Annotated in this window: 24 protein-coding genes, 1 tRNA gene and 1 pseudogene; 21 read left to right on the top strand and 5 right to left on the bottom strand. The window is 56.5% G+C overall.

Annotated features, from left to right (window positions below; translation table 11 throughout):
• Positions 1 to 170: 170 nt before the first annotated feature.
• A pseudogene (locus WLO31_RS14515) lies at positions 171 to 413 on the top strand (VasL domain-containing protein); the annotation flags it as partial.
• 86 nt (positions 414 to 499) lie between these two features.
• Here the strand turns inward: WLO31_RS14515 and WLO31_RS14510 are convergent.
• Positions 500 to 574: transfer RNA gene (locus WLO31_RS14510), tRNA-Arg, on the bottom strand.
• 123 nt (positions 575 to 697) lie between these two features.
• Entirely contained in the window at positions 698 to 1,597 is a 900-nt protein-coding gene (locus WLO31_RS14505; protein ID WP_435927321.1) for a formate/nitrite transporter family protein, read from the bottom strand.
• Between the two features lie 207 nt (positions 1,598 to 1,804).
• Between WLO31_RS14505 and ccmA the strand changes: the two genes are divergently transcribed.
• From ccmA to mlaA, 9 genes are read left to right on the top strand one after another with little or no spacing between them, the layout of a single operon-like run.
• The gene (ccmA, locus tag WLO31_RS14500) at positions 1,805 to 2,413 is read left to right on the top strand and encodes a cytochrome c biogenesis heme-transporting ATPase CcmA (RefSeq protein WP_435930620.1); all 609 of its coding nucleotides are present in this window, start codon (positions 1,805 to 1,807) and stop codon (positions 2,411 to 2,413) included.
• Positions 2,410 to 3,069 carry a heme exporter protein CcmB gene (gene ccmB, locus WLO31_RS14495; RefSeq protein WP_435927320.1) on the top strand — a complete coding sequence of 220 codons (660 nt, stop codon included), beginning with the start codon at positions 2,410 to 2,412 and terminating at the stop codon, positions 3,067 to 3,069. Before ccmA ends, ccmB begins: the two co-directional genes overlap by 4 nt.
• Before the next feature lie 26 nt (positions 3,070 to 3,095).
• On the top strand, positions 3,096 to 3,833 hold the full coding sequence (locus tag WLO31_RS14490; protein ID WP_435927319.1) for a heme ABC transporter permease: 738 nt from the start codon (positions 3,096 to 3,098) through the stop codon (positions 3,831 to 3,833).
• Positions 3,830 to 4,039, top strand: coding sequence for a heme exporter protein CcmD (ccmD, locus tag WLO31_RS14485; RefSeq protein WP_435927317.1), 210 nt, complete (start codon positions 3,830 to 3,832; stop codon positions 4,037 to 4,039). Before WLO31_RS14490 ends, ccmD begins: the two co-directional genes overlap by 4 nt.
• Positions 4,040 to 4,519, top strand: a complete 480-nt coding sequence (gene ccmE / locus WLO31_RS14480) for a cytochrome c maturation protein CcmE (RefSeq protein WP_435927316.1) — start codon at positions 4,040 to 4,042, stop codon at positions 4,517 to 4,519.
• Entirely contained in the window at positions 4,516 to 6,468 is a 1,953-nt protein-coding gene (locus tag WLO31_RS14475; RefSeq protein ID WP_435927315.1) for a heme lyase CcmF/NrfE family subunit, read from the top strand. Before ccmE ends, WLO31_RS14475 begins: the two co-directional genes overlap by 4 nt.
• Positions 6,465 to 7,022, top strand: coding sequence for a thiol:disulfide interchange protein DsbE (gene dsbE, locus WLO31_RS14470; protein ID WP_435927314.1), 558 nt, complete (start codon positions 6,465 to 6,467; stop codon positions 7,020 to 7,022). Before WLO31_RS14475 ends, dsbE begins: the two co-directional genes overlap by 4 nt.
• Positions 7,019 to 8,098, top strand: a complete 1,080-nt coding sequence (locus WLO31_RS14465) for a cytochrome c-type biogenesis protein CcmH (RefSeq protein ID WP_435927313.1) — start codon at positions 7,019 to 7,021, stop codon at positions 8,096 to 8,098. Before dsbE ends, WLO31_RS14465 begins: the two co-directional genes overlap by 4 nt.
• Before the next feature lie 13 nt (positions 8,099 to 8,111).
• A complete protein-coding gene (mlaA, locus tag WLO31_RS14460; RefSeq protein ID WP_435927312.1) occupies positions 8,112 to 8,870 on the top strand; it encodes a phospholipid-binding lipoprotein MlaA in 759 nt (252 codons plus the stop codon).
• 57 nt (positions 8,871 to 8,927) lie between these two features.
• On the opposite strand, the gene fadL is transcribed toward mlaA, so the two are convergent.
• Positions 8,928 to 10,247 carry a long-chain fatty acid transporter FadL gene (gene fadL / locus WLO31_RS14455; RefSeq protein ID WP_435927311.1) on the bottom strand — a complete coding sequence of 440 codons (1,320 nt, stop codon included), beginning with the start codon at positions 10,245 to 10,247 and terminating at the stop codon, positions 8,928 to 8,930.
• A gap of 370 nt (positions 10,248 to 10,617) precedes the next feature.
• Between fadL and WLO31_RS14450 the strand changes: the two genes are divergently transcribed.
• The 4 genes from WLO31_RS14450 to sixA all read left to right on the top strand — a co-directional run bounded on the left by WLO31_RS14450 (position 10,618) and on the right by sixA (position 15,375).
• Positions 10,618 to 10,902 carry a YfcZ/YiiS family protein gene (locus WLO31_RS14450; RefSeq protein WP_435927309.1) on the top strand — a complete coding sequence of 95 codons (285 nt, stop codon included), beginning with the start codon at positions 10,618 to 10,620 and terminating at the stop codon, positions 10,900 to 10,902.
• 305 nt (positions 10,903 to 11,207) lie between these two features.
• Positions 11,208 to 12,518, top strand: a complete 1,311-nt coding sequence (gene fadI / locus WLO31_RS14445; RefSeq protein ID WP_435927308.1) for an acetyl-CoA C-acyltransferase FadI — start codon at positions 11,208 to 11,210, stop codon at positions 12,516 to 12,518.
• On the top strand, positions 12,518 to 14,677 hold the full coding sequence (gene fadJ, locus WLO31_RS14440; RefSeq protein ID WP_435927307.1) for a fatty acid oxidation complex subunit alpha FadJ: 2,160 nt from the start codon (positions 12,518 to 12,520) through the stop codon (positions 14,675 to 14,677). Before fadI ends, fadJ begins: the two co-directional genes overlap by 1 nt.
• 209 nt (positions 14,678 to 14,886) lie before the next feature.
• Positions 14,887 to 15,375 carry a phosphohistidine phosphatase SixA gene (gene sixA / locus WLO31_RS14435; RefSeq protein ID WP_435927306.1) on the top strand — a complete coding sequence of 163 codons (489 nt, stop codon included), beginning with the start codon at positions 14,887 to 14,889 and terminating at the stop codon, positions 15,373 to 15,375.
• Positions 15,376 to 15,464: 89 nt separating this feature from the next.
• Here sixA and smrB read toward each other — a convergent pair whose 3' ends face one another.
• The gene (smrB, locus tag WLO31_RS14430) at positions 15,465 to 16,016 is read right to left on the bottom strand and encodes an endonuclease SmrB (protein WP_435930619.1); all 552 of its coding nucleotides are present in this window, start codon (positions 16,014 to 16,016) and stop codon (positions 15,465 to 15,467) included.
• 170 nt (positions 16,017 to 16,186) lie between these two features.
• Between smrB and prmB the strand changes: the two genes are divergently transcribed.
• The 6 genes from prmB to WLO31_RS14400 all read left to right on the top strand — a co-directional run bounded on the left by prmB (position 16,187) and on the right by WLO31_RS14400 (position 20,944).
• Positions 16,187 to 17,119: a 50S ribosomal protein L3 N(5)-glutamine methyltransferase gene (prmB, locus tag WLO31_RS14425; protein ID WP_435927304.1), complete on the top strand. Its 933-nt coding sequence runs from the start codon at positions 16,187 to 16,189 to the stop codon at positions 17,117 to 17,119.
• Between the two features lie 242 nt (positions 17,120 to 17,361).
• Positions 17,362 to 18,447 carry a chorismate synthase gene (gene aroC / locus WLO31_RS14420; RefSeq protein ID WP_435927303.1) on the top strand — a complete coding sequence of 362 codons (1,086 nt, stop codon included), beginning with the start codon at positions 17,362 to 17,364 and terminating at the stop codon, positions 18,445 to 18,447.
• Between the two features lie 4 nt (positions 18,448 to 18,451).
• Positions 18,452 to 19,276, top strand: a complete 825-nt coding sequence (gene mepA, locus WLO31_RS14415; protein ID WP_435927302.1) for a penicillin-insensitive murein endopeptidase — start codon at positions 18,452 to 18,454, stop codon at positions 19,274 to 19,276.
• A 13-nt stretch (positions 19,277 to 19,289) separates the two neighbouring features.
• On the top strand, positions 19,290 to 20,087 hold the full coding sequence (locus tag WLO31_RS14410; protein ID WP_435927301.1) for a sulfite exporter TauE/SafE family protein: 798 nt from the start codon (positions 19,290 to 19,292) through the stop codon (positions 20,085 to 20,087).
• Positions 20,088 to 20,089: 2 nt separating this feature from the next.
• Positions 20,090 to 20,638 (top strand): elongation factor P hydroxylase, encoded by a 549-nt coding sequence (locus WLO31_RS14405; RefSeq protein WP_435930618.1) that lies wholly within the window; start codon positions 20,090 to 20,092, stop codon positions 20,636 to 20,638.
• A 27-nt stretch (positions 20,639 to 20,665) separates the two neighbouring features.
• Positions 20,666 to 20,944 carry a YfcL family protein gene (locus WLO31_RS14400; protein ID WP_435927300.1) on the top strand — a complete coding sequence of 93 codons (279 nt, stop codon included), beginning with the start codon at positions 20,666 to 20,668 and terminating at the stop codon, positions 20,942 to 20,944.
• A 132-nt stretch (positions 20,945 to 21,076) separates the two neighbouring features.
• On the opposite strand, the gene mnmC is transcribed toward WLO31_RS14400, so the two are convergent.
• The gene (gene mnmC / locus WLO31_RS14395) at positions 21,077 to 23,077 is read right to left on the bottom strand and encodes a bifunctional tRNA (5-methylaminomethyl-2-thiouridine)(34)-methyltransferase MnmD/FAD-dependent 5-carboxymethylaminomethyl-2-thiouridine(34) oxidoreductase MnmC (protein ID WP_435927299.1); all 2,001 of its coding nucleotides are present in this window, start codon (positions 23,075 to 23,077) and stop codon (positions 21,077 to 21,079) included.
• A gap of 157 nt (positions 23,078 to 23,234) precedes the next feature.
• On the opposite strand from mnmC, the gene fabB reads away from it, so the two are divergent.
• Positions 23,235 to 24,452: a beta-ketoacyl-ACP synthase I gene (gene fabB / locus WLO31_RS14390; protein WP_435927297.1), complete on the top strand. Its 1,218-nt coding sequence runs from the start codon at positions 23,235 to 23,237 to the stop codon at positions 24,450 to 24,452.
• Positions 24,453 to 24,533 lie beyond the last annotated feature (81 nt).

Genomic DNA, 24,533 nt, shown 5'->3' with positions numbered 1-24,533 from the left:
TCTCTGAAAAAACGCCGCTTTCCTGAAGTTACGGACAGAGTGTTGCTGACCTGGCTTGCTTCGACGCAGAAACAGCTTCGTTTTTCCCGGTCGGTTGCAGCCGATATTGAGTCTGGGGCGGTCCATGGGAGTGATGGCCGGTTTGGTAAAGCGGCTGGCGTCTTTCCATAGAACGGAAGGGCAAATACATGACGGTCAGCGAACTGAAGACAGCGATATTTTCTATTATGCAGTCATTTAATCAGGTTATACCGGCTGAAGAGCAACTGCGGGCTCTGTCACAAACGCCGGTTACGCAGCCGCTACCTGTTGCCGTAAAGATTCAGATGGAGATACGACTCAAGCAGCTCATTGCTCGTTATGCCATTCTGCAACAGAATGCAGCAGAGCAGGCAGGTTCCGGAAACCGGTAGGCGTAAAATGAGCAAATCTGCTCTTACCGGGACAACCGCACCCGCTGGAGCAATGAAAGTAAACTCATGGTTTGAATAAAGTCTGATGGTGTCCCCTGCAGGAATCGAACCTGCAACTAGCCCTTAGGAGGGGCTCGTTATATCCATTTAACTAAGGGGACAGGCGGGCGTAGTATACCCGCTTTTCGCGTCACGTTAAGGGGTTAACAGGCCGTTTGCCTGAAACGTGACCAGTCAGGCATCACGTTTCGCCTTTTTCTGCCTTGTTCCATCCTCGACTTCTCTTACGCTTTAGCTTTAGCCTGGGCCTTTTTCTTGTTGCTCATGTCGTTACGAATCTGAGCATGGCTTATCAGGGCGAAGATAAAGGTGCCGCCGCAGATATTACCTGCAAGCGTTGGCAGGGCGAAGGGCCAGAAGAAATCGCTCCAGGGGATAGTGCCGTTAAATACCAGATAGAGAATTTCAACGGAGCCGACCACGATATGGGTTAAATTGCCAAGGCCTACCAGCCAGGTCATGATGACGATTACCACGATTTTCGCCGCGCCTGCCGCCGGAAACATCCACACCATAGTGGCGATGATCCAGCCGGAGATGATAGCGTTGGCAAACATCTCGCCCGGAGTATTGTGCATCACCTCCATGCCGATGGTGACGAAAGCGTTCCGCGTTTGCTCATCAAAAATGGGCATGTATTCAAAGGCCCATGCCGCAAGCCCGGTGCCAATCAGGTTGCCGAGCAGCACCATCCCCCACAGGCGCATCAGCAGCAGGAAATTGCTGCCGGTGGGCTTATGCATGATGGGCAAAACGGCGGTGACGGTATTTTCGGTAAAGAGCTGCTGACGCGCCATGATCACGATGATGAATCCGAAGGTATAGCCAAGATTCTCCAGCAGGAAGCTTCCCGGTACGCCATCAAGGTGGACGTGAAACACGCCTTTTGCCAGCAGCGAAGCGCCCATTGACAGCCCGGCAGCAATAGCTGACCACAGCAGCGCCATGGCGTCGCGTTCAAGCTCCTTTTCCCCGTCCTGACGAATGTGCTCGTGGATAGCCATCGCTTTGGACGGCAGGTTTTCCTCATCGACGTCAATATCCTCGCCGCTCGAATTTTCCTCGCTTTCCACTTCCAGCTCATCGCTGGACTGCCCGATTTTTTCTTCCTTTAACTTATTCATTTTTCGCAGTACTCCGCACTTTTGCCGTTCTGTTAAGCGTAGTGGTTTTTATCTGCTTGTTCCGGCTTATGGGACAATTCGCCCGAAGTTTGATCTGGCATGGGTGTATTACCTCCTTTTGAGTACTCCCAGGCGTCGTGCCTGACCTGGAGCGGCCTGGATGATGTGGTATTATTTCCGCCCCTAAGAAAAGTAGTGATTTTTCCCATGCTTGATGCCATCAAACTGACCTGCACCCGTGACGAGCGAACGCTGTTTAACGCCCTGTCGTTTTCCGTTTCGGCGGGAGAGATGGTGCAGGTGGCAGGTCGCAACGGGGCGGGGAAAACTTCTTTATTACGTATTCTCGTCGGGCTTACTCAGGCCGAAGAGGGCGAAGTTCACTGGCAGGGGCAAACGCTGCAGCGTAGCCGTGATGCTTACCATCAGGATTTACTGTGGCTCGGGCATCAGCCCGGCATCAAATCCGCGCTTACCGCTTGCGAAAATCTCAGTTTCTTTCACGGGGATTGCCCCGCTTTGCGGCGCTGGCAGGCATTAGCCGAGGCCGGTTTAGTCGGCTTTGAGGATGTGCCGGTTAGCCAGCTCTCCGCCGGGCAGCAGCGGCGTGTGGCGCTGGCGCGTTTATGGTTGAGTAAGGCAAAGCTCTGGATTCTGGACGAACCCTTTACCGCGATTGACGTCCCCGGCATAGAAAAACTCACGCAGCAGATGGTGCGGCATACCAGAGAGGGCGGAATGGTGATCCTCACCACGCACCAGCCGCTCGCCCTTTCTGCCGTGCGGCAGATTGTTTTGCAGGACAGCCGCTCATGATGCGCAGAATCTTCTGGCAGGAACTGCGCGTGGCCTTTCGCAAAGGGGCGGAGATTGCGAACCCGCTGTGGTTCTTCCTTATCGTTATTACTTTGTTTCCTCTGGGCATCGGCCCTGAGCCACAGCTGCTGGCACGCATCGCGCCGGGGGTGATCTGGGTTGCGGCGCTGCTCGCATCTTTGCTGGCGATGGACAGGCTGTTTCGGGACGACTTTCAGGACGGTTCGCTTGAGCAGCTTATGTTGTTGCCCGTGCCTTTACCCATGGTGGTGCTGGCGAAAGTAACCGCTCACTGGGTGGTTACGGGGTTGCCGCTGCTGATCCTTTCGCCGCTGGCGGCTTTACTGCTCGGGCTGGATTTTTATAGCTGGCAGGTGATGGCGTTAACGCTGCTTCTCGGTACGCCAACGCTGAGCTTTCTCGGCGCGCCCGGGGTGGGATTAACGGTGGGATTAAGGCGCGGCGGCGTTCTGCTTAGCCTGCTGGTGCTGCCGCTGACTATCCCACTCCTGATTTTTGCAACGGCTGCGATGGACGCCGCGTCGATGAACCTGCCGGTTGACGGCTATATGGCCATTCTCGGCGCGCTGCTTGCGGGGAGCGCAACGTTAAGCCCCTTTGCTACGGCGGCGGCGCTGCGCGTCAGCGTGCAGTAACTTACTTTTTTTGTGAGCGATTAATTATGTGGAAAGCGTTACATCAGCTTGCTAAACCCGAACGGCTGTATCAGCTGTGCGGGCGATTTGTGCCCTGGCTTGCCGTGGCGAGCGTGGTTTTGCTGACGGTCGGCTGCATCTGGGGATTTGTCTATGCGCCAGCCGACTATCAGCAGGGGCAGAGTTACCGCATCATGTACCTGCATGTCCCGGCGGCCATCTGGTCGATGGGGATCTACGCGTCGATGGCGATAGCCGCCTTTATCGGCCTGGTGTGGCAGATGAAGATGTCCGATCTGGCCGTTGCCGCCATGGCGCCGGTTGGCGCGGTCTTCACCTTTATTGCCCTGATAACCGGCTCCGCCTGGGGTAAACCGATGTGGGGAACCTGGTGGGTATGGGACGCCCGGCTGACTTCAGAACTCGTGTTGCTGTTCCTTTATATCGGCGTCATTGCGCTCTATAACGCCTTTGACGATCGCCGCCTGGCCGGGCGCGCCGCGGGCATACTGGTGCTGGTGGGCGTGGTGAATTTGCCGATAATTCATTTCTCGGTGGAGTGGTGGAACACGCTGCACCAGGGCTCAACCAATATGCAGCAAAGCATCGATCCTGCCATGCGCACGCCGCTGCGCCTGACCATCTTTGGCTTTCTGCTGCTGTTTGTCACGCTGACGCTGATGCGTCTGCGCAACCTCATTTTACTTCAGGAACGTCGCCGCCCGTGGGTGCTGGCGCTGGTACAAAAAGGAGGCAAAGCATGAAAGGTGCGTTTACCAGTTGGGCTGAGTTTTTAGCGATGGGCGGCTATGCGTTTTATGTCTGGCTGGCCGTCGCTTTTACGGTCATTCCGCTGCTGGCGTTGGTGGTGCATACAGCATTGCAGCGTCGTAAAATCCTCAATGGCGTGGAGCGCCAGCAGGCGCGCGAACGGCGTATTCGCGCGCAACAGCAAACAGAGGCAATGTAAGTGAATACTCGTCGTAAAAACCGGCTTTACCTGGCGGTCGCCGTACTGGTGGGGTTAGGGCTCACTATCACGCTGGTGCTCTATGCGCTACGCAGCAATATCGATCTCTTCTATACGCCGGGCGAAATTCTCTATGGCAAAGGCGAAAGTCAGCAGCTGCCGGAGCTGGGCCAGCGGCTACGCGTGGGCGGCATGGTGCTGCCCGGCAGCGTAAAGCGGGATAAGCAAACGCTCAAGGTAACCTTTAAACTCTATGACGTTAACGGCGTGGTGGAGGTGACTTACGTTGGCATTCTGCCCGATCTGTTCCGTGAAGGGCAGGGCGTAGTGGCGCAGGGCGTGCTGGAGAAAGGCAATCTGATCGCGGCAAAAGAGGTGCTGGCAAAACATGATGAAAATTACACGCCGCCGGAAGTGAAAGAGGCGATGAATAAAAATCATCGGCGAGCGCCGCAGGCTTATAAGGACAGCGCGTTATGATGCCTGAAGCCGGTAGTTTTCTGCTTTGCCTGGCGCTGGGCTGGTCATTGCTGCTGGGCGTTTATCCGCTGTGGGGCGTGAAGCGTAACGATGCGCGCCTGATGGCCTCGTCGCGTCCGCTTGCCTGGGCGCTGTTCCTGACGGTTTTCGCCTCGTTTCTGGTGCTGGTACACGCCTTCGTCATTAACGATTTCACCGTGGCGTATGTTGCCGGCAACTCCAATACCGAGCTGCCGGTCTGGTATCGCGTGGCGGCGACGTGGGGAGCGCATGAAGGCTCGCTGATGCTCTGGGTGTTACTGATGAGCGGCTGGACGTTCGCGGTAGCGCTGTTCAGCGGTGAGATGCCAAAAGAAGCCCGGGCGCGCGTGCTGGCCGTAATGGGGATGATTAACTTCGGGTTTCTGCTGTTTATCATTTTCACCTCGAATCCGTTTACCCGCACGCTGCCGGATTTTCCCATCGAAGGGCGTGACTTAAATCCGCTGCTGCAGGATATCGGGCTTATTTTCCATCCGCCGTTGCTGTACATGGGCTACGTCGGATTCTCCGTTGCCTTTGCTTTTTCGATTGCGGCGCTAATGGCGGGCAAGCTCGATGCGGCATGGGCACGCTGGACTCGTCCGTGGACGCTCGCCGCCTGGTCGTTTTTAACCATCGGCATTGTGCTGGGTTCCGGCTGGGCCTATTACGAGCTGGGCTGGGGCGGCTGGTGGTTCTGGGACCCGGTCGAAAACGCTTCGTTTATGCCGTGGCTGGCCGGCACCGCTTTGATTCACTCGCTTTCGGTGACGGAAAAGCGCGGCAGCTTTAAGGCGTGGACCGTGCTGCTGGCGATTACCGCGTTTTCGCTTTGTCTGCTGGGGACTTTCCTGGTGCGTTCCGGGGTGCTGGTTTCGGTGCATTCCTTCGCTTCTGACCCGGCGCGCGGCATGTTTATCCTCGCTTTCCTTGTGATAGTAATCGGCGGCTCGCTGCTGTTGTATGCGCTAAAGGGCAGCAAAGTCCGCTCGCGGGTGGGAAATGCCCTGTGGTCGCGCGAGTCGTTTTTACTCGGCAATAACGTGCTGCTGATTGCCGCCATGCTGGTGGTGCTGCTGGGAACGCTGCTGCCGCTGGTGCATAAGCAGCTGGGGCTCGGCAGCATCTCCATTGGCGAGCCGTTCTTTAATACCATGTTTACCGCGCTGATGGCGCCGTTTGCCTTGCTGCTCGGCATCGGGCCGCTGGTGCGCTGGCGTCGCGATAAGCCGCAGAAGCTTACCAGACGCCTGGCGACGGCGCTGGTCGTCACCGTGGCGCTTTCGTTGACGCTGCCATGGCTGATGCAGGACCGCGTGGAAGCGATGACGGTGGTCGGCCTGCTGATGGCGGTCTGGGTCTTTGTGCTGGCGCTGATGGAAGTTTACGAGCGGGCGACTCACCGCCGCGGTCTGCTGCAGGGGTTATGGAAACTGCCGCGCAGCCACTGGGGCATGGTGCTTGGTCATGCAGGGCTTGCGGTGACGGTGGTCGGCATCGCCTTCAGCCAGAATTACAGCGTCGAACGCGACGTGCGCATGAAAGCCGGTGAAAGCATCGATATTCATCAGTATCACTTTGTGCTGCGCGACGTTCAGGATCTGGCCGGGCCTAACTATCGCGGCGGCGTCGGCATTATCGACGTGACGCGCAACGGCAAACCGGAAGCGACGCTTCACGCCGAAAAGCGCTTCTACAACAGCAGCCGCTCGATGATGACCGAGGCGGCCATCGACGGCGGCTTCACCCGCGATCTGTACGCCGCGCTGGGCGAAGAGCTGGACAACGGCAGCTGGGCGGTGCGGCTGTATTACAAACCGTTCGTGCGCTGGATTTGGGCTGGCGGATTACTCATGACCTTAGGCGGCGTTTTCTGCCTGTTCGATCCCCGCTACCGTTCGCGTAAAAAAATGCCGGAGGCCGCATGAAACGCAAAGTATTGTTTATCCCGCTGGCGCTGTTTTTGCTGCTGGCGGCGACGCTGCTGTGGCAGCTTGCGCGTAATGCGCAGGGCGAAGATCCCACCGATCTTGAGTCGGCGCTGACAGGCAAACCGGTGCCGGTATTCCGCCTCGAATCGCTTGAAAATTCCGAGAAAATATACGATCGGGCGGTGCTGACGGATGGCAAACCTGTGCTGCTCAACGTCTGGGCGACCTGGTGCCCGACCTGCCGTGCTGAACATCAGTTTCTGAATGGGCTGAAGGCGCAGGGGATCCGCGTGGTCGGCATGAACTACAAAGACGATCGTCGCAAAGCGATTAACTGGCTGCATGAACTGGGTAATCCCTATGCGCTGAGCCTGTTCGACGGCAGCGGCATGCTGGGGCTGGATCTCGGCGTCTACGGCGCGCCTGAAACCTTCCTGATCGACGGCAAAGGGATCGTTCGCTACCGTCACGCGGGCGATCTTAACGATCGCGTCTGGCAGCAGGAAATTAAGCCGCTGTGGGATAAATACAATAAGGAGGCGGGCGCATGAAGCGCGGTTTGCTTTTTATCGCGGCGCTGCTGTTTTCCTTTTACGCTTTCGCCGCTATCGACACCTGGACCTTCAAAGATGAAGCGCAGGAGCAGCAGTTTCGCCAGCTTACCGAACAGCTGCGCTGCCCGAAATGCCAGAATAACAGTATCGCCGACTCCAACGCGATGATCGCCTCGGACATGCGTCTGAAGGTGTATGAACTGATGCAGCAGGGCAAAAACAAGCAGCAGATCGTTGATTACATGGTCGCGCGCTACGGTAACTTTGTCACTTATGAGCCGCCGGTTACCCCATCGACGATCGTTTTATGGCTCCTGCCGGCGCTGTTTATCGTCGGCGGGATTAGCGTGATTGTGGTCCGCAGCCGCAAACGGCGGGTCTACTTTAGTGAAGAAAACGAAGGGCCCGAGCGCCGTGAGCCGGCGCCGGAAGCCAGCTACTGGATTTTTTTGCCGGGCGCCGTTGTGCTTATCGCGATAAGCGCTGGGGTTTATCTGAAAGTATCCGGCATTAAGCAGGTGCGCGAATGGCGGCAGGTTACACAGCAAACGCCACGGCTGTTGCAGCGCGTCATGGATCCCGACGCCGAGCCGCTAAATATGGAAGATATGGCGCGACTTGGGTTAGGGTTGCGCACCCGTTTGCAGCAAGAGCCTGATAATATTGAAGGCTGGATGATGCTCGGGCGAATTGGTATGGTGTTAAATAACGCAACAACCGCTACACAAGCCTTTGCACATGCATATAAACTGTCGCCTGCTAACGGGGATGTAAAGCTGGGCTATGCTGAAGTGTTGACCCGTTCCGCAGATCCGCAAGACAACCTTCTGGGGGAAAGTCTTTTGCGCGAGCTGCTGAAATCCGATCATACTAACGTGCGCGCGCTTAGCCTGTTTGCCTTTAACGCCTTTGAGCAGCAGCAGTATCGCGAGGCGATTGGCGCCTGGCAGATAATGTTGCGGATATTACCGGCGAACGACCAGCGCCGCGCCGTCGTGGAACGGAGCATCGAACAGGCGAAGTCGCAGGCAGGTCAGACTATCATCAAACCTGAGAGCGTAGATAAACAATAACAGGGAGACGCATATGAATTTTCGCCTGACCGGGCTGGCTCTGGCCACGACGTTATTAGTCGGCTGCGCCAGCTCCGGCGACCAGGAACCACAGGGGCGCTCGGACCCGTTTGAAGGGTTCAACCGCACGATGTACAACTTCAACTTCAACGTGTTGGATCCGTATATCGTTCGTCCTGTCGCCGTTGCCTGGCGTGATTATGTGCCGCAGCCTGCGCGTAACGGGTTAAGCAACTTCACCAGCAACCTTGAAGAACCCGCCGTCATGGTGAACTATTTTCTGCAGGGCGACCCGTATCAGGGCATGGTGCATTTTACCCGCTTCTTCCTGAACTCCCTGCTTGGCATGGGCGGTTTTATCGACGTGGCCGGCATGGCGAACCCGAAACTGCAGCGTGAAGAGCCGCATCGCTTTGGTTCCACGCTTGGTCATTATGGCGTCGGCTATGGCCCGTATGTTCAACTGCCGTTCTATGGCAGTTTCACGCTGCGTGATGAAGGCGGCGATTACGCGGATACGCTCTATCCGTTACTCTCCTGGCTGACCTGGCCGATGTCTATCGGTAAATGGACGGTCGAAGGTATCGAAACCCGTGCCCAGCTGCTGGATTCTGACGGCCTGCTCAAACAATCTTCCGATCCGTACCTGATGGTGCGTGAAGCCTACTTCCAGCGTCATGATTTTATAGCGAACGGCGGCAAGCTTTCTCCGCAGGTCAACCCGAATGCGGCATTGATTCAGGACGATCTGAAAGATATCGACTCGCAGTAAAGCATAGGCATAAAAAAGGCGAACCTGAGGTTCGCCTTTTTCGTTTCTGCGCGTCGCTTAGAACGCGTAGTTGAAGTTCATACCGTACAGCCAGGCTTTCCCTTCGGAACGGAAGGTGTACGGACCTTCTTTGATTTCTACGTGCTGACCGTGCATGTAGGAGACGCCGAGATCAACGGATGCGTTGTCGTTAAACGCATAGGTTGTACCCGCGCTCAGCCACAGGCGGTCCTGATCCGGGATAGAAATAGAACGATTGTTTGCCGGAACCGGGCTATCGTCAAACGCGATACCGGTACGGAAGGTCCAGTTCTTGTCCATAAAGTAGGTGGTACCCAGCGCAATGCGGTACGCATCCTTGAATTTTTCATCTTTCTGGAACAGCGTCTGGCCGTCGCTGCCGGTGGCTTTCAGCTCCTGGAACTGGCTCCAACTGGTATAGGTCAGGCTGTAGTGGATAGCCCACTGCGGCGCGACTTTGTTATAACCAGACAGCTCCCACATTTCAGGCAGGTTCAGGGTCAGAGCGCCCGGAATAGTTTCGCCGCCGGTACCGTAAAGCCCGTAGCTGCCTAACAGAGGATTATAAGCGGCAGGCAGGCTGCTTTTATAGTCGCCGTCGAAGTCGATTTTCACTTCAGAACGGTAGGTAAAGCCGTAGCGGTTATTTTTGTCGATTTCATAAAGGATACCGGCGTTCCAGCCGTAGCCCCACTCGTCGCCTTTCAGGTGGGCGATTTGCGTATCGGCAGGGATCTGGGATACCGGACCGGCCAGCTGAGGAGGCAATGTGCCTGAGCCCGCGATCAGCTGTGGTAAGTCGCCGGCATAACGCTCGATTTTCGCTCTGGCGTAAACCGCATCAAAGCCAACGCCGAAGCTCCAGTTACTGTTTAAGCGGTAAGCGCCGCTCAGGTTCAGGTTTAACGTTTCCAGGTCGGTTTTACCGGCAACGGAGCCCGCAGCGTAATCATTATTAAATTCTGTCGCCAGACCGTAGTTGGAGGTCAGGGATGCGCCAATGCCAAACTGTTCATTAATTGGCGTGACGAAATGCAGGTTAGGCACCCACGCCGTCGGCGCGATGTTATCCGCGTCGGTGCTGCGGCCTGATGGCGATGAGCCAGAAATATTAACGTCCGGATCGACGAATATCGCGCCGCCGGAAAATGACGGGCGGTCGAACATCATAATCAGCGCCGGGTTACGGCTGGCTGAACCAGCGTTATCCGCAACCGCACCTTCCCCTGAATAAGCTCGGCCAAGGCCAGAAGAAGAGAACTCGTTTAACTGAAAGCCGGCTGAGTACGCCTGCGAGGAAACAATTGCCACTGCAACCGCGAGGGCGGATTTTGTAAACAGGTTTTTCTGGCTCATGACCAAAACCTCATAAATTTATTTTTATACAGACAATGTTACACGGGGTAACAGGAACGCGAATAGTAGGGACTGATCGGATACAGAGAAAGCAGACCAGTGGCGAGAGTATAGGTCTGACCAGATGGTATGTTGCAAGTTTGTATCTAAGTTTTTTCAAAGTTGATCGTGAAAACGAGATCCGCCCGGCAAAATAGCGGCCAGCCGCGTTCATACAAGGGTATGAATTTTGTTTTAGATCATTTTTAAGTGTGATTTTGGTCACTTACGGGCGCAGGCAAAATTAACGACTGGAGAGGCCGTCACGAGGGGCGTAAAATAAGCAGCAATTGTTGAATCCACTTTGGCTTTGCATACAGAGGAAATCATAATGAGTAAAAATAGCGCCGATGAAACCCCGGTTTGCTGCTGTATCGACGTTGGCTCCATTATCGACAACACCGACTGCACCGCGACATACAGCCGCGTTTTCGCCGACAAAGCGCAGGCAGACGAAACGCTGGCCGCGCTGAGCGAAAAAGCGCATGAAGTTGAATCTGAGCCGTGCCAGATTGTCCCGCGTTATACAGAGGTCGACGAAGGCGTGCGTCTGGATATCGACTTCATATTCAGCTGCCAGGCTGAAACCATGATCTTCCAGCTCGGCCTGCGTTAATTTTTTCTGACGTTCTCTTTCCGGGAAGTTAGATAGTTGATAAAGAAGGAAAAAGCATGTTTTTTCCTTCTTTATGTTTATCAGCCAAAAATCAATGAATTGATTTTTCCCCTGTTTTAAACGATGCCTCCTTTAATTTTGTGACGTCGGGAGGTTGGTCATCAGCCTCAGTTTTCCCCCCGCCAAAGCGTGTCCACCCTCCCAATTTTTCAGTCGCCCGGTTGGCTGAATGTAACTTTTTGGTTAAAACTGTGATCAGGTCAGACCACTTTTGGTCCGTTTACTATTTTTAACAGAGGAACATTATGAGTCAGGCACTTCCGCTGGTGACCCGCCAGGGTGACCGCATTGCCATCGTCAGTGGTTTACGCACGCCGTTTGCCCGTCAGGCGACCGCCTTCCACGGCATTCCCGCGATCGATCTTGGCAATATGGTGGTCAGCGAGCTGCTGGCGCGCAGTGAAATCCCCGCGGAAATTATTGAGCAACTCGTTTTCGGTCAGGTTGTGCAGATGCCGGAGGCGCCAAATATCGCCCGTGAAATTGTCCTTGGCACCGGAATGAGCGTGCATACGGATGCCTACAGCGTGAGCCGGGCCTGCGCCACCAGTTTTCAGGCCGTCGCAAACGTTGCCGAAAGCCTGCTTGCCGGTACTATCCGCGCCGGTATCGCGGGCGGGGCGGACTCCTCTTCCGTGCTGCCGATTGGCGTGAGTAAGAAGCTGGGCCGCACATTAGTGGATGTGAATAAAGCCCGCACTTTTGCTCAGCGTCTGAAACTCTTTTCCCGCCTGCGGCCACGAGATCTCCTGCCCGTTCCTCCGGCGGTTGCTGAATATTCTACGGGCCTGAGAATGGGCGATACGGCCGAACAAATGGCGAAAACCCACGGCATTACTCGCGAACAGCAGGACGCGCTGGCGCATCGTTCTCACGAGCGCGCGGCGCTCGCCTGGCAAGAGGGAAAGCTGGCCGATGAAGTGATGACGGCTTTTATTCCGCCCTATCGACAGCCGTTTAGCGAAGATAACGTTGTGCGTAAAAACTCATCGCTTGCAGATTACGCAAAACTTCGTCCAGCCTTTGACCGTAAACACGGCACGGTGACCGCGGCGAACAGCACGCCGTTAACCGACGGCGCGGCCGCCGTGATCCTGATGACTGAATCCCGCGCAAAAGAGCTTGGCCTCAAACCGCTGGGTTTTTTGCGCAGCTACGCTTTCACCGCGGTCGACGTCTGGAAAGATATGTTGTCAGGCCCGGCGTGGGCTACGCCGCTGGCGCTGGAAAGGGCGGGCATCACCCTTAACGATTTGACCCTGTTTGATATGCACGAAGCCTTTGCGGCCCAGACCCTCGCCAATTTGAAAATGCTTTCCAGCGAGCGTTTCGCCCGTGAAGTGCTGGGACGTTCTCATGCGACAGGAGAAGTGGACGATGCGAAATTTAACGTGCTCGGCGGCTCGATTGCTTACGGGCATCCCTTTGCTGCAACGGGCGCGCGCATGATTACGCAAACGCTGCATGAGCTTCGCCGTCGCGGCGGAGGATTGGGGCTGGTGACCGCCTGCGCGGCGGGCGGTCTGGGTGCAGCAATGGTTCTGGAGGTCGAATAATGGAACAGACAAGCGCATTCTCACTGCATATTCGGCTTGATAACGTCGCGGTAGTCACGATTGACGTGCCGGGCGAAAAAATGAATACCCTTAAGGCATCTTTTGGCCCTGAGGTTCACGCCATTATCAAACAGGTGAGGGATAACAACAGCCTGCAGGGCCTGGTGTTTATTTCCGGTAAGGCCGACAACTTTATTGCCGGCGCGGATATCAACATGATTGCTGGCTGCAAAACGGCGGAAGAAGCGCAGTCGCTGGCTCGTCAGGGCCAGCAGATTATGGCTGAGATTGCCGCGCTGCCGATCCCGGTGGTGGCGGCAATTCATGGGGCCTGCCTCGGCGGCGGCCTTGAGCTGGCGCTGGCCTGCCATTCGCGAATCTGTACCGACGATGAAAAAACGAAGCTGGGGCTACCTGAGGTGCAGCTAGGCCTGCTGCCCGGCTCTGGCGGCACGCAGCGTTTGCCGCGTCTGACTGGCGTGAGCAACGCGCTGGATATGATCCTTACCGGCAAACAGCTGCGCCCTCGTCAGGCGCTGAAGCTGGGGCTGGTTGACGATGTGGTGCCGCAGTCCATTTTGCTCAATGCCGCCGTTGAACTGGCGCTCAAAGGCCGTAAGCCCGCACGTGTTTTACCCGTGCGCGAACGTGTTCTTGCCGGTCCACTTGGACGCTCGCTGTTGTTCAACATCGTCAGCAAGAAAACGGAACAAAAAACTAAAGGCAACTATCCGGCCGCGCGGCGCGTGCTTGAGGTGATAAAAATCGGTCTGGAGCAGGGCGCGCACAGCGGCTACGAGGCTGAGGCGAAGGCGTTTGGCGAGCTGGCGATGACGCCGCAGTCCGCCGCGCTGCGTGGGATATTCTTCGCCAGCACGGAACTTAAAAAAGAGCATGGCGGCGATGCTGCGCCTCGTCCGGTTCGCGCGGTTGGCGTGCTGGGCGGTGGGCTGATGGGCGGCGGCATCGCTTACGTTACGGCGACGAAAGGGCATCTTCCGGTACGCATCAAGGATATCGGCAACGAAGGCATTAACCACGCGCTGAAATACAGCTGGGACCTGCTGGATAAAAAAGTGCGCCGTCGACATATGAAAGCGGCAGAGCGTCAACGCGAAATGGCAAGGATTTCTGGCGGAACGGATTACAGCGGTTTCCACAGCCGCGATATCGTGGTGGAAGCCGTGTTCGAAGATCTGGCGCTGAAGCAAAAAATGGTGGCGGAAATTGAGCAGCATGCCGCGCCGCATACCATTTTCGCCTCTAATACATCTTCGCTGCCTATTGCGGATATCGCCGCCAACGCCGCTCGTCCGCAGCAGGTTATCGGCCTGCACTATTTTAGCCCGGTAGACAAAATGCCGCTGGTGGAGGTTATTCCTCACGCCGGAACTTCTGCAGAAACCATTTCCACAACCGTCGCCCTGGCGAAGAAACAGGGCAAAACGCCAATTGTGGTAGGCGACAGCGCAGGATTTTACGTCAACCGTATTCTGGCTCCGTATATCAACGAAGCGATGCGCTGCCTGGTGGAAGGAGAGCCGATCGAGAAGATAGACGAGGCGCTGGTTAAATTCGGCTTCCCCGTCGGCCCAATCCAACTTTTGGATGAGGTGGGAATCGACGTGGGGACTAAAATTAGCCCAATTCTTCAGCGGGCTTACGGCGAACGTTTTGCCTCTCCTGATGCAATTGCAGCGGTATTGAACGACGATCGCAAAGGGAGAAAAAATGGTCGCGGTTTCTATCTTTATGACCTGAAAGGGCGTAAAAGCAAAAAGCAGGCCGACCCTGCAATCTATAAGCTTATCGGGGCGGCGCCGAAAGGGCAGCTGGAGGAAAAAGCTATTGCCGAACGCTGCGTGATGATGATGCTTAATGAAGCTGCCCGCTGCCTTGACGAAGGCGTGGTGCGCAGCGCCCGCGACGGCGATATCGGCGCCGTTTTTGGTATCGGGTTCCCGCCGTTCCTCGGCGGTCCGTTCCGCTATATGGATAACAGCGGCGCGGGTGAAATTGTCGCAACGCTGCAGCGCCTTTCCAGCCGTTACGGAGAGCGTTTTACCCCCTGCGACAGGCTGTTAACGATGGCCGGGAATAACCTCGCCTTCAGTGATTCGCTGAAACATGAGGCAGAAATTGGGGTCAAAGAAGCATGAGTTTTATCTTCCCGGCGGGAGGTTGTAAACTCGGTGAATGGACGCTGGTCGGTCATTTTGTAAACTATGGTTGACTATACTTGCAGCATTGGAGTAAAAAACAGCGTTTCATTCGGTGTACGGATAAGGCACAATGCCCGGCTGCTGAATATATCCTCGCTGTTAAAAAGATATATTGCGGCATTCCTGGTTAACAAAAGCGGTGCAATATGCAAGTTTTTATCATGCGTCATGGCGACGCAGCACTCGATGCCGCCAGCGACTCGGTACGTCCCTTAACCCAATGTGGCTGTGACGAATCCCGTGTAATGGCGACCTGGTTAAAGAGTCAGGTAGCGGATATCGAACGTGTTCTGGTGAGCCCTTACCTGCGAGCTGAACAGACCCTGGGCGTGGTGCGGGAAGCGCTGCACCTCCCGGAAAAAGAAGACGTCCTGCCGGAGCTGACCCCGTGCGGCGATGTTGGCCTGGTGAGCAGCTACCTGCAGGCGCTGGCCAATGAAGGCGTTGAATCGGCGCTGGTGGTTTCTCACCTGCCGTTGGTGGGTTACCTGGTGTCTGAACTCTGCCCGGAAGAGACACCGCCAATGTTCAGCACCTCGGCCATTGCCAGCGTCACGCTGGATGCCCAAACCGGCAAAGGGGTATTTAACTGGCAGATGAGTCCCTGCAATCTGAAAGTGGCGAAAGCTATCTGACAGCCGTAAGCAGAAAAAAGAGCCGCGAAATGCGGCTTTTATTTTTTCTGCCTCCCGGGATGGGAGAGGGCATCCGGCAGCTCAGAAGGTCAGGGTAATTCCGGCGGCTGCCACTCCTCGACCTCAATCAATACCAGCAGGGCCGCGTCGCCGCCGTATTCCTTCGGCGCCTGGTGGAATGCCATCACGTGCGGATGCTGCGCGAGCCACAGCGGCGACTGCTGCTTTAAGACGTGTTTGCCATGCCCGTGCATTACGCAGGCGCAAAATACATGCTCACGGCGACAGGCGGCGATCAAAGCGCCCAGCTCCTGCTTCGCCTGAAGCTGCGTCAGGCCATGCAAATCCAGAAACAGCTCAGGGGAGTAATCACCCCGGCGGATCTTCTTTAATTCAAAATGGCTGACGTCTTCGCGGACATAGCGAGTAGGGCCTTCAGCCGCAAGCCTTGGCTGGAACTCGTCGGAAAAGTAATGGCTGGCGTCGACCTGCTCCTGTAACAGCCGTTTCACCGGCACTTCCTGGATCTTTTTGCGCACCGGGCGGTGAACAATAGTGTCCTGAGTAAGTTTCTTCGTGCCGCTCATCAATTCACGGAAAAGGTTCCTTTCATCAAGGCTGAGCGGAGGTTTCTTCTTCATCGCTTTCTCGTCTCGCATCTGCTTTGGCGTCAGTTTACCCGCTTTGTCGCTCATCGCTAAATAAAACGCAAATTTCCGCCCCGCTACGGTGATTGCATGCTGATTTGTCGCGACCTTCATGGCAAACTAATCGATTATTGAATTAGCGCGAACGGCCTGCGGAGGGCAACGTGGATAAAATTTTCGTCGATGAGGCAGTGAATGAGCTGCACACCATTCAGGATATGCTGCGCTGGGCAGTCAGCCGCTTTAGCGCCGCCAACATCTGGTATGGTCACGGCACCGATAACCCGTGGGATGAAGCCGTTCAGCTGGTGCTGCCAAGCCTCTATCTGCCGCTGGATATTCCTGAAGATATGCGCACTGCGCGCCTGACGCCCAGCGAGCGTCATCGCATCGTTGAGCGCGTGATCCGCCGTGTGAACGAAAGAATCCCGGTTGCCTACCTTACCAATAAGGCCTGGTTCTGCGGCCACGAATTCTATGTGGACGAGCGCGTGCTGGTGCCGCGTTCACCTATTGGCGAGCTTATTAACAACCGTTTTGCAGGCCTTTACGAAGGTGAACCGCAGCACATTCTGGATATGTGTACCGGCAGCGGCTGTATCGCTATCGCCTGCGCGTATGAATTCACTCATGCCGAAGTGGACGCGGTAGATATTTCTCTTGATGCGCTGGCGGTTGCCGAGCAAAACATCGCTGAGCACGGTCTGGAAAACCAGGTTACGCCAATCCGCTCAGACCTGTTCCGCGACCTGCCGAAAGTGCAGTACGACGTTATCGTCACCAATCCGCCGTATGTTGACGCGGAAGATATGTCCGATCTGCCGGGTGAGTTCCGCTTTGAGCCTGAGCTGGGGCTTGCGGCGGGAAGCGATGGCCTGAAACTGGCGCGTCGCATTCTGGCCTGCGCGCCGGATTACCTGGCCGACGGCGGGATTCTGATTTGTGAAGTGGGTAACAGCATGGTACATCTGATGGAGCAGTATCCGGATGTGCCGTTCACCTGGCTTGAGTTCGACAACGGCGGCGACGGCGTCTTTATGCTGACCAAATCGCAGCTGATTGCGGCTCGCGAACATTTCAGCATCTATAAAGATTAATCTGTGCAGGCGGGCCGTAAGGCCCGTCGAAGGTTGCTGACAAAGAAGGAAAAAGCGTGGTTTTCCTTCTTTGCAGTTATCAGCCGAAAATCAATGAATTGATTTTCCTTGTTTTTTGATTGGTGATGCAGGCTTATTCTGCGACTCGATGAGGTTTGTCATCAGTCTGAGGCGGGCCGTAAGGCCCGTCGCCATTTTGCTCGCAACACAACAATGACAACAACGGTATTTAAGGAGCCGTGATGGCAGGAAACAGCATTGGACAAGCATTTCGCGTAACGACATTTGGTGAATCCCACGGCATCGCGCTGGGTTGCATTGTAGACGGCGTGCCGCCGGGCATTCCTCTTACGGAAGCTGACCTGCAGCACGATCTCGACCGCCGCCGCCCGGGCACTTCGCGCTACACCACGCAGCGTCGCGAACCGGACCAGGTTAAGATCCTCTCAGGCGTGTTTGAAGGCGTCACCACCGGCACCAGCATCGGCCTGCTGATTGAAAATACCGATCAGCGCTCTCAGGATTACAGCGCCATCAAAGACGTGTTCCGTCCGGGGCACGCTGATTACACCTACGAACAAAAATATGGCCTGCGCGATTACCGCGGCGGCGGTCGTTCTTCCGCGCGTGAAACCGCCATGCGCGTTGCTGCGGGCGCTATCGCCAAAAAATATCTGGCGCATAAATATGGCATCACCATTCGCGGCTGCCTGACGCAAATGGGCGACGTGCCGCTTGAAATCAAAGACTGGCAGCAGGTGGAACAGAATCCGTTCTTCTGCCCGGACCCGGACAAAATCGAAACGCTCGACGAACTGATGCGCGCGCTGAAAAAAGAAGGCGATTCTATCGGAGCAAAAGTCACCGTGGTTGCCGATAACGTGCCGCCGGGCCTTGGCGAGCCGGTATTTGACCGCCTGGATGCGGATATCGCCCATGCGTTAATGAGCATCAACGCCGTAAAAGGTGTGGAAATAGGCGAAGGCTTTGGCGTGGTGAATCTGCGCGGCAGCCAGAACCGCGATGAAATCACCAAAGAGGGCTTCCAGAGCAACCATGCTGGCGGCATTCTCGGCGGCATCAGCAGCGGCCAGCAGATCGTGGCGAATATGGCGCTGAAGCCAACTTCCAGCATCATGGTTCCCGGCCGCACCATCAATCGCGAAGGCGAAGAGGTAGAGATGGTCACCCGCGGGCGTCACGATCCCTGCGTAGGGATCCGAGCGGTGCCGATCGCCGAGGCGATGCTGGCGATCGTGCTGATGGATCATATGCTGCGCCAGCGTGCTCAAAACGCCGACGTGACTTCCCCTTTACCGCGCTGGTAATGCGATGAAAAAAGCTCTTCTGGGGCTGCTGGCGCTGCTTGCCAGCGCCGCAACGCTTGCCGCCACGCCGTGGCAAAAAATCAGCCATCCGGTTGCGGGCAGCCCGCAGTCCATTGGCGCGTTTTCCAACGGCTGCATCGTTGGCGCCCACGCGTTGCCGCTGAACGACGCCCGCTATCAGGTCATGCGTCAGGATCAGCGCCGCTATTTCGGCCATCCCGATCTGGTGATGTTTATTCAGCGCCTGAGTAATCAGGTGCATCAGCTTGAGCTGGGCACGGTGCTGATTGGCGATATGGGCATGGCCGCGGGCGGGCGCTTTAGCTCCGGGCACGCCAGCCATCAGACCGGCCTGGATGTCGATATCTTCCTGCAGCTGCCGAAAACACGCTGGACGTCGTCACAGCTGTTAAAGCCGCAGGCGCTGGATTTAGTGGCAAGCGACGATAAGCATGTTGTTCAACGCCTGTGGCAGCCGGAAATCGACAGCCTGATTAAACTTGCAGCGAAAGATAGCGCCGTAACGCGCATCTTCGTCAATCCGGCAATCAAGCAGCAGCTTTGTCTGGATGCAGGAGCCGATCGCGACTGGCTGCGTAAGGTTCGGCCGTGGTTTGCCCATCGCGCGCATATGCACGTTCGCCTGCGCTGCCCGGCGGACAGCCTTGAGTGCGAGGATCAGCCTTTGCCGCCGCCTGGCGACGGCTGCGGCGCCGAGCTGCAAAGCTGGTTCGCGCCTCCGGCTCCGGGCAGTACGCCGCCGAAAAAGAAAACGCCGCCGCCGATACCCGCCTCCTGCCAGGCCCTGCTGGATAATCACCAAATCTGACGGATAAGCACAAATGGAATGGTTTATGGTTTCCCCCCTGATGCTGGTGGCGCTGTTTTTTGTCGCCCTGCTGGCGGGGTTTATTGACGCGCTGGCGGGCGGCGGCGGGCTGTTGACCGTGCCTGCTTTGCTGGCCGCCGGTATGTCGCCCGCGCAGGCGCTGGCCACCAACAAGCTGCAGGCCTGCGGCGGTTCGGTTTCAGCCTCGCTCTACTTTATTCGCCGTAAAGTAGTGAACCTTGCCGATCAGAAGCTCAATATTGCGATGACGTTTCTCGGCTCCACAACCGGCGCGCTGCTGGTCCAGCACGTTAAATCAGACGTGCTGCGTCAGATCCTGCCGCTGCTGGTGATTGGTATCGGCCTGTACTTTTTGCTGATGCCAAAGCTCGGTGAAGAAGACAGGCAGCGTCGGCTGTACGGCCTGCCTTTTGCGCTAATCGCCGGCGGCTGCGTAGGGTTTTACGACGGCTTCTTCGGCCCCGGCGCGGGCTCGTTTTACGCGCTGGCGTTTGTGACGCTGTGCGGCTTTAACCTCGCCAAGTCCACCGCGCACGCCAAAGTGCTGAACGCCACGTCGAACCTCGGTGGCCTGCTGCTGTTTATCATCGGCGGGAAGGTGATTTGGGGCACCGGCTTTGTGATGATGGCCGGACAGTTTTTGGGCGCGCGTATGGGTTCGCGTCTGGTATTAAGCAAAGGGCAGAAGCTTATCCGACCGATGATTGTCATTGTCTCGGCGGTGATGAGCGCCAAACTGTTATTTGATAGCCATGGAACGGAGATCCTCCGCTGGTTGGGGGCAGCATGAATATGACCACAGCACACCATTATCAGGAGCTGATCGATATTTTCGACAGCTGCTTTAAGGATGATTTTAATACCCGTCTGATTAAAGGTGACGACGAACCGATCTATCTTCCTGCAGATGCGGAAGTGCCGTACAACCGCATTGTCTTCGCCCACGGTTATTACGCGAGCGGTATGCACGAGATTTCGCACTGGTGTATCGCCGGCAAAGCCCGTCGCGAACTGGTGGACTTCGGTTACTGGTACTGCCCGGACGGACGCGATGCGCAGACGCAAAGCAGGTTCGAAGATGTGGAAGTGAAGCCCCAGGCGCTGGAATGGCTGTTATGCGTGGCGGCAGGCTTCCCGTTTAACGTAAGCTGCGACAACCTGAGCGGCGATTTTGAGCCCGACAGGGTCGCGTTTCAGCGCCGCGTTCACGCCCAGGTGATGACTTATCTCGAAGAGGGCATCCCTGAACGCCCGGCACGCCTGATGGCCGCCCTGCGTGACTATTATAAAACCCCGCCGGTTACAGCAGAGCTGTTTCCGTGGCCGGAAGATTTAAACTAATTACCTGCAAATGAGGAAGAACGTACGATGATCGCGGAATTTGAAACTCGCATTCTGGCGTTAATTGATGACATGGTGGATACCGCCGGGGATGACGAACTGTTTGCCAGCGGCTATCTGCGCGGCCACCTCACGCTGGCGGTAGCGGAGCTGGAGCACGGCGATAACCACACGCCGCAAGCTTTGCATGAGGCCGTTTCCAGCAGCCTGGCACAAGCGATTCAGGCGGGCGAGCTTTCCCCGCGCGACCAGTCTCTGGTGCTGGGCATGTGGGATAACCTGTATCAGCAGGCTGAGTTTCAGTAAGCCAGACTGCGGTGAATGGCGCTTACTTATCCGTCCTACAAAACATGCGAGACTGAAAATTTTGTAGGTCGGGTAAGCGCAAGCGTCACCCGACAACCGGCGCCACCCGACAACCGGCGCCACCCGACAAAATTAACGAACTTCTTTTCCCTTCAGCAGCTTTCTCACCCAGAAGCGATTCGGATTTAATGCCGCAAGCGTTGCGCTATCAAGCGGGATCGGCTCATCGCTCATTTGCGCCGCCAGAATCTCTGCCGCCAGCGGGGCGGTACACAAGCCTCTCGAACCCAGCCCTGCCAGCATAAACAGATCCTCACAGACCGGCGCGCTGACGGCGTTATCTTTCTTATTGACCAGTTCAGCGTAGCTTTCCAGCGTGCGGTGATAATCCGGTACGCTGCCGATTGCTGGCAAATGGTCGCGTGTGGCGCAGCGCACGCCGCAGCGGGCTTCACCGGCGGTTACGTCCACTTCCTGCGGCCATTCTTCATCCGGAAAACAGTTAATCAGGCGCTGGCGATTATGCTGCTGATCTGCTTCGTTGTAGCGCATATCTTCTGTGCCGCGGTGATAGCTTGCGCCGATGCAGTGCTGCTGATTTTCCGGATTAAGCGGCGTCAGATAACCGTCGTAACAGAGCACCTGCCTGAGCTTTGCAAGCGATGCGCTGGTGGGAATATGGCTGACCTGGCCGCCGACGGCGGAAACCGGCAGCTTTTCGGTTTGCAGAAAGCGATTAATTTTATGCCCGTTTGCCAGCACAACTACGGCGTGCCGCTGCGGCGCCTGTTCTGCAAACGCGACTTTCCAGCCATCGGCTGATTTATCCAGCGCCGTAACGCGATGCTGGTAATGCGCTTTCAGCCCTTGCCGCTGCGCCAGCGCCAGCGCGCCGGCGGTAAGCTGCGCCGGGCATAACCAACCGCCCAGCGGATAGGTGATGCCGCCGCAGCCTGTTTCAACCCCGCTGATTTCAGCAACGATTTTTTCATCTACCGCGTGAGCAAGCGGCTGCGGAAACGCCAGGCTTAGCATCTGCTCGATTTTATGCCGGCTTCTTTCATCCCAGCCGAGCTGCGTAACGCCGCACCAGTCATGATCAAACTCCACGGGCAGCGAATCATACAGGCGACGGGCAAAGGTAAAGGCCGCGGCGAAAAAATTCGTCAGCGAGGCATCATGCGTGCTTAGCAGCGGGTAAAGCGCTCCCTGGCGATTGCCGGACGCGCCTTGCGCGGGCGCGTCATCTTCGCAGTAAAGCGTGACCTGCCAGCCGCGACGAAGCAGCGCAAGGGAGAGCAGGGCGCTGGCAACGCCGCCGCCCACAATCGCCACCTCTTTTCCCTGGGCTGCGGGGCGTGCATACCACGGCGCCCGAGGCTGGAAAGGAAGCGCCTGCTCCATCACGCCGGTTAACATCGTGCGTTTGCGCCCGAAGCCTTTGGCTTTCGTCATGGTGAAACCGGCGTCGATCAGCCCACGGCGTACGAATCCGGCGCAGGTAAAGGTTGCCAGCGTGCCGCCGGGCCGGGCCAGTTTCGCCATGGCGTTGAACAGCTGCGGCGTCCACATATCCGGGTTTTTCGATGGAGCAAAACCGTCCAGGAACCAGGCGTCGACCTGATTCGTCAGCGTGTCATCCAGGTGTGGTATCAGTTCGTTAATGTCGCCAAACCACAGGTCCAGCGTGATGCGGCCCTGCGCCAGCAAAAGTCGGTGACAGCCGGAAACGGGGAGCGGCCATTGCTGCTGGAGCGCTTCGGCGAATTTCGCCAGCTCCGGCCAGTGGCCGTGCGCCGCGCGTAAATCAGCGGCGGTAAGCGGGAATTTTTCAAAACTAATAAAATGAAGACGCTGAAGCTCCGCCTGCGGCTGTTTTGTGCAGAAATCGTCAAAAGCCTGCCATAAAGTCAAAAAGTTAAGGCCGGTGCCAAAGCCGCTTTCGGCCACGACAAAGAGCGAGCGGGCGTGGTTTATGAAACGCTCTGAGAGCCGATTTCCTTCCAGAAAGACATAACGAGTTTCCTCCAGTCCATTATCATTAGAGAAGTACACATCATTAAATTCTCGGGATACAGGTGTACCCTCTTCGTTAAAGTCAAGACTGGCGGATTGTATGGGGGAGTGTTTCACGTAAGTTGCTCGTCTGGCAGGCGGTGAAACGATAGTAACGATGTGTGCGAAGCGGCGCAAATTTCGGGCCGATTTGGCTGATCGGACTTGTTCGGCGTACAAGTGTACGCTATTGTGCCAGTCGAAATCCTAAATAGTGCAGTGAAAGAGGTATTGAATGAAACGTGCAGTGATTACTGGCCTGGGCATCGTTTCCAGCATCGGTAATAACCAGCAGGAAGTCCTGGCATCTCTGCGTGAAGGACGCTCCGGGATCACTTACTCTGAAGAGTTTAAAGATTCAGGTATGCGTAGCCACGTATGGGGTAACGTCAAACTGGACACCACCGGTTTGATTGACCGTAAAGTGGTTCGTTTCATGAACGATGCCTCTGTCTATGCCTATCTTTCCATGCAGGAAGCTATCGCAGATGCTGGCCTGAGCGAAGAGGTTTACCAGAACAACCCGCGCGTCGGCCTGATTGCCGGCTCCGGCGGTTCATCTAAAGCGCAGGTATTCGGTGCGGACGCCATGCGTAGCCCGCGCGGCCTGAAGGCGGTGGGTCCCTATGTTGTGACCAAAGCGATGGGCTCAGCGGTTTCCGCCTGCCTCGCCACGCCGTTTAAAATCCACGGCGTGAACTACTCTATCAGCTCCGCATGCGCCACGTCTGCACACTGCATCGGTAACGCGGTAGAGCAGATCCAGCTGGGTAAACAGGACATCGTATTTGCCGGCGGCGGCGAAGAGCTGGGCTGGGAAATGGCCTGCGAATTTGACGCGATGGGCGCGCTGTCCACCAAATACAACGAGACCCCGGAAAAAGCCTCCCGTACCTATGACGAGTACCGTGACGGTTTCGTTATCGCGGGCGGCGGCGGCATGGTTGTGGTTGAAGAACTCGAACACGCCCTGGCTCGCGGCGCGCATATCTATGCTGAGATCGTTGGCTATGGCGCAACGTCCGACGGCGCAGACATGGTTGCGCCATCCGGTGAAGGTGCGGTGCGCTGCATGAAGATGGCGATGCACGGCCTCGATACCCCTGTCGACTACCTGAACTCCCACGGCACCTCTACGCCGGTAGGCGACGTGAAAGAGCTGGGCGCGATCCGTGAAGTGTTCGCTGACAACAGCCCGGCTATCTCTGCGACCAAAGCTATGACCGGCCACTCGCTGGGCGCCGCAGGCGTTCAGGAAGCCATCTACTCTCTGCTGATGCTGGAACACGGCTTTATCGCCCCAAGCATCAACATTGAAAAGATGGACGAGCAGGCGAAAGGCCTGAATATCGTAACCGAACCGACCGAGCGTAAGCTGCACACCGTGATGTCCAACAGCTTCGGCTTTGGCGGCACTAACGCAACCCTGGTTATGCGCAAACTCGACGCGTAACTCGCTGACGCTGTCAAACGGGGCGCCTTTGGGCGCCCTTTTTTTGCCTTTACGAAGATTGACAAAGCGGCTGTTTGTCAG

Source organism: Dryocola sharpae (assembly GCF_051307055.1).
Taxonomy (GTDB): Bacteria; Pseudomonadota; Gammaproteobacteria; order Enterobacterales; family Enterobacteriaceae; genus Dryocola.
The sequence above is the reverse complement of the archived record's forward strand: the minus strand, read 5'-3'. Positions and strand labels throughout refer to the sequence as shown.